Consider the following 3,389-nt stretch of genomic DNA (forward strand, 5'->3'; position numbering starts at 1 on the left):
AAATTGCTCTGTTTCATAATTATCCCTAAGTTAATAAACTATATTTTTAAACGGTCCGGTTTTTAGGGAAGATTACACCTCCTCCAAATGACTCTTTTAGACCTGACGTCACATTAGTTCTTAGTGAATTATTATACTGCGAACCATAAACTGACAAAGAGTTTCTTGATGAAATTTCTAATGTATTTGGAGTCATTCTAATATTTAAATTACTTTGAGCTACTTGTGTTTGACTTCGACCTATACTAGAATTAGGAAGTTGATTACTTGTTGATAAAGTAGTACTACTAAATGTAGTTCCTGGCTTAGTAATATTTCCATTACCATCCACTACATAAGCACCATTATGTGTCATATTAGTATTATTGATAGTTGTACTTTGATAGATAGAAGTTTGTCTATTTGCTATTCCATTTCCTGAATCTAATGCATCGGTTGTTGCTCCGTAAACTTTATCTGTTGCTTCTATCATAGCCTCATTTTCACCTTTAGTGTTTAAATCATATGCTTTTCCTGTTACATAATTTTCCACACCTGTAACATCTTTTATTTCATCATAAACCGAATTAACTAAAAGTGATGTACCAAAAACAGAAGCCATTCCTGTAGCTTGAGCTGCTGCTGAAGCAAAACCATATTCAGCAAAAGTACTCATTAATGATGTTCCTGCTGCTCCTACTGCAGCAATTAAACCTCCTGCCACATAGCCTATACAAACAATTGCTCCTACAGTTAATATTGTTTCACCTAAAACTTTATCAGTGAATTCATCTGCAGCTTTTTCAGAATACAAAATGGAAACACTACCTCCTAAATAACATGGTATCATTGAATTATCTAACAAAGGATGTTTACTTACTGTTAAAACATTTACATCATACGGAGTCCATTCTTTTAATAACATTCCACAAATTGAAGGAATCATTGAAACACCTGCTCCCGCTGCTGCTCCTGCTGCTGCAATCGCAGCTACTGCTAATCCTCCACCAGTAACAACAGAGCCAGCAACTAATGCAACTCCTACCAAAGCTCCAATAACTGCACCACCAATAACCATTTTTGCACACATGAAATTTCCTCCTGGGCGATCATCTACAGTAGCTTTCAAATATCCTCCAGCAATAGTAACTGTTGTTTGACTAGTAACTTTTATTTGTTGTTTCTTCATTCCATCAGAACAAACTAACCATGCTCCATCCGGTACATATAATTTACTCATTTAATTCTAATCTTTTATAATTGATATATTATGCTCCATTAAATGATTATACTTTGAACTTGCTTTTTCTTTAATTTTTGATAAACAAGAAATCATTTTCCCTTTCTCAATATCATAAAGATATTCCATTGACCATGTTAACTCATAACTATAATCATCTTGTAAAAATTCTTTTAATTTATCATTATATACATTTCTTAAATGATCATTCTTATTAGGATCAGACTCTCTATAAAATTTAATCTTAGCTAAGTTCCCTTTTTTTTCTACTTTTCTCTTAGTGATTACATTCACTTTCTCATTACTAAATATTTGTGAAGCATATTGTTCAGAATCAATTTGAATATATTTATCCACTTCAGTATAATTATAGAAAATGTCATTGAAAAATAAATGATAAAGTATATTATTTTTAATAAGTGGCAGTGTATTACTAAAATCATTATCTCCTCCTTCTAACATACTCTTTTCTTCCAAAGTATCTCCCATCTCTGCTTCCAAAATTTCTCTTAATTCCTTCCAAGAATGTTTAATTTCTTCTTGATTATTTATTAAGTCTATTTTTCCGGAAGATGATAATTCCAAAACTATATACTCAATTGGTTTATTTATTTTTTGCATAAACTCTGCAAACTGTCTATATATTGATTTAATATATTTAATTTGATGCGATTTTTGAAACAATTTAACTAAAAATTTATTATTTCTCATTTCTTTTTTTACTCCCCAAACTATATGAGTTTCAGAATCAATCATACTAACACCATCAATTTGCATATCAATTTTCTGAACAATACTATAATCAGTATTATCATTTAATTTTTGAACTAAATTAATAATATTAGGAGAGTCTAATTCTTGCTTCCGTTTTATTAAATTCTCAACCGAATCAGGAATCATTAAAAAATTTGTCCAATTTGATATTGAAAAGTCTTCTCTAATCCAATTATGTGGTTCTGAATTATCATTATGAAATTTTTTAAGGAGTTTTATGTCTAAACCTAATTTTTCTGCTACATCGAAGATATTATCATCTTCATTTAATTGAATCTTATTTAATTCCATATAATTATTAATTCTCAATAATTTTTCCACCTGTAATTGTTGTATCTCCTTTAAAATTAGCTGTTGCTCCACCACCATTTATATTAACTTCAGGGCTTGTTATTGATATTTTCGAGGAAGTTATTTCGATTGAACTTGCTCCAACAATTAATTTTATATTTGTACGACTATTAATTGATATATTTCCCGCATTATCCAACCACATTTTACTCTGCCCAGCTCCAACATCTATCAATAAATGATTATTAACTTTTGTTTCACTCATATTAGAAACCACTAATTTATGGCTATTAGATACAAATATATCTTGATTGTTACCTACCTTCTCTGTATAATCAGCACTTATTTCTGTAGTTAAATTACCTGTTCCACTTAAAGTAACATGATTACCTGCTTTATCTTTAATTTCGATACCTGCTCCATCGTTTAAACAAATAATGTTACCACTTTTACTACTCAAACTTTTCATATTATTCCCAGCTCCGCCGCCGCCGCCAACTTTTCCATGAAACATTCCGCCCATTACAAACGGACGATCAGGATGATGATGTTGAAAAGCTACCATTACCTGATCCCCAACTTCTGGTATTGCCATAAATCCACGGTTTGTTTTCACTTTATCACTTCCTCCAGCATCAGGTGTCATCACACGAATAAACTCCGTTTTGTCCGCTCCATTTTGCCAATCAAATTGAACTTGAACACGTCCTTGATTTTGTTTATCTGTGTTTGAAGTCACTTTTGCGACTTGAATTTCTGCTCTTGGCATCTCAAATTCTGGACATGGTAAAAAGCCTGTATCTGCCGCGATCGCTTCAAAATATCCCGTATAATAACCTCTTGCATCCACTTCGTGCGTTACTTCGGTCATCATTAATTTGGTAAAATAGGATGTTTTGTTCGTATCTGTTTGACGCATTTCAATATCCGCAACACAGCCTGGATAAAGGAATGGAATAGTGGTAGAGCCCGATGTTACAAAAACATCAACCGCTTTACTACCAGCCGTTCCTTTTTGCGAAGTATCTACATCCATCGATGTACTCGATTTGATTGGTGCTACACGCAAAGAGGGTGTTGTAAATGTTTTTTCTGAGATTGAATA

At 32.1% G+C, this 3,389-nt stretch carries 3 protein-coding genes; all 3 read right to left on the reverse strand.

Annotation, left to right across the window (positions count from 1 at the left end):
• Positions 1-46 precede the first annotated feature (46 nt).
• Positions 47-1,219 (reverse strand): PAAR-like protein, encoded by a 1,173-nt coding sequence (locus QHG34_RS15710; protein WP_282631168.1) that lies wholly within the window; start codon positions 1,217-1,219, stop codon positions 47-49.
• A gap of 6 nt (positions 1,220-1,225) precedes the next feature.
• On the reverse strand, positions 1,226-2,362 hold the full coding sequence (locus tag QHG34_RS15715) for a hypothetical protein (protein ID WP_282631169.1): 1,137 nt from the start codon (positions 2,360-2,362) through the stop codon (positions 1,226-1,228).
• On the reverse strand, positions 2,292-3,389 hold a 1,098-nt coding region (locus tag QHG34_RS15720), incomplete at its 5' end, for a phage baseplate assembly protein V (RefSeq protein WP_282631170.1). The genes QHG34_RS15715 and QHG34_RS15720, both read right to left, overlap by 71 nt.

The organism is Empedobacter sedimenti, assembly GCF_030005555.1.
GTDB lineage: Bacteria > Bacteroidota > Bacteroidia > Flavobacteriales > Weeksellaceae > Empedobacter > Empedobacter sedimenti.

Excerpts from the sequence above, each read along its gene's own strand:
- QHG34_RS15710 (WP_282631168.1), bottom strand. The coding sequence starts at position 1,219 with ATGAGTAAATTATATGTACCGGATGGAGCATGGTTAGTTTGTTCTGAT.
- QHG34_RS15715 (WP_282631169.1), bottom strand. The coding sequence starts at position 2,362 with ATGGTGGTGGAGCAACAGCTAATTTTAAAGGAGATACAACAATTACAG.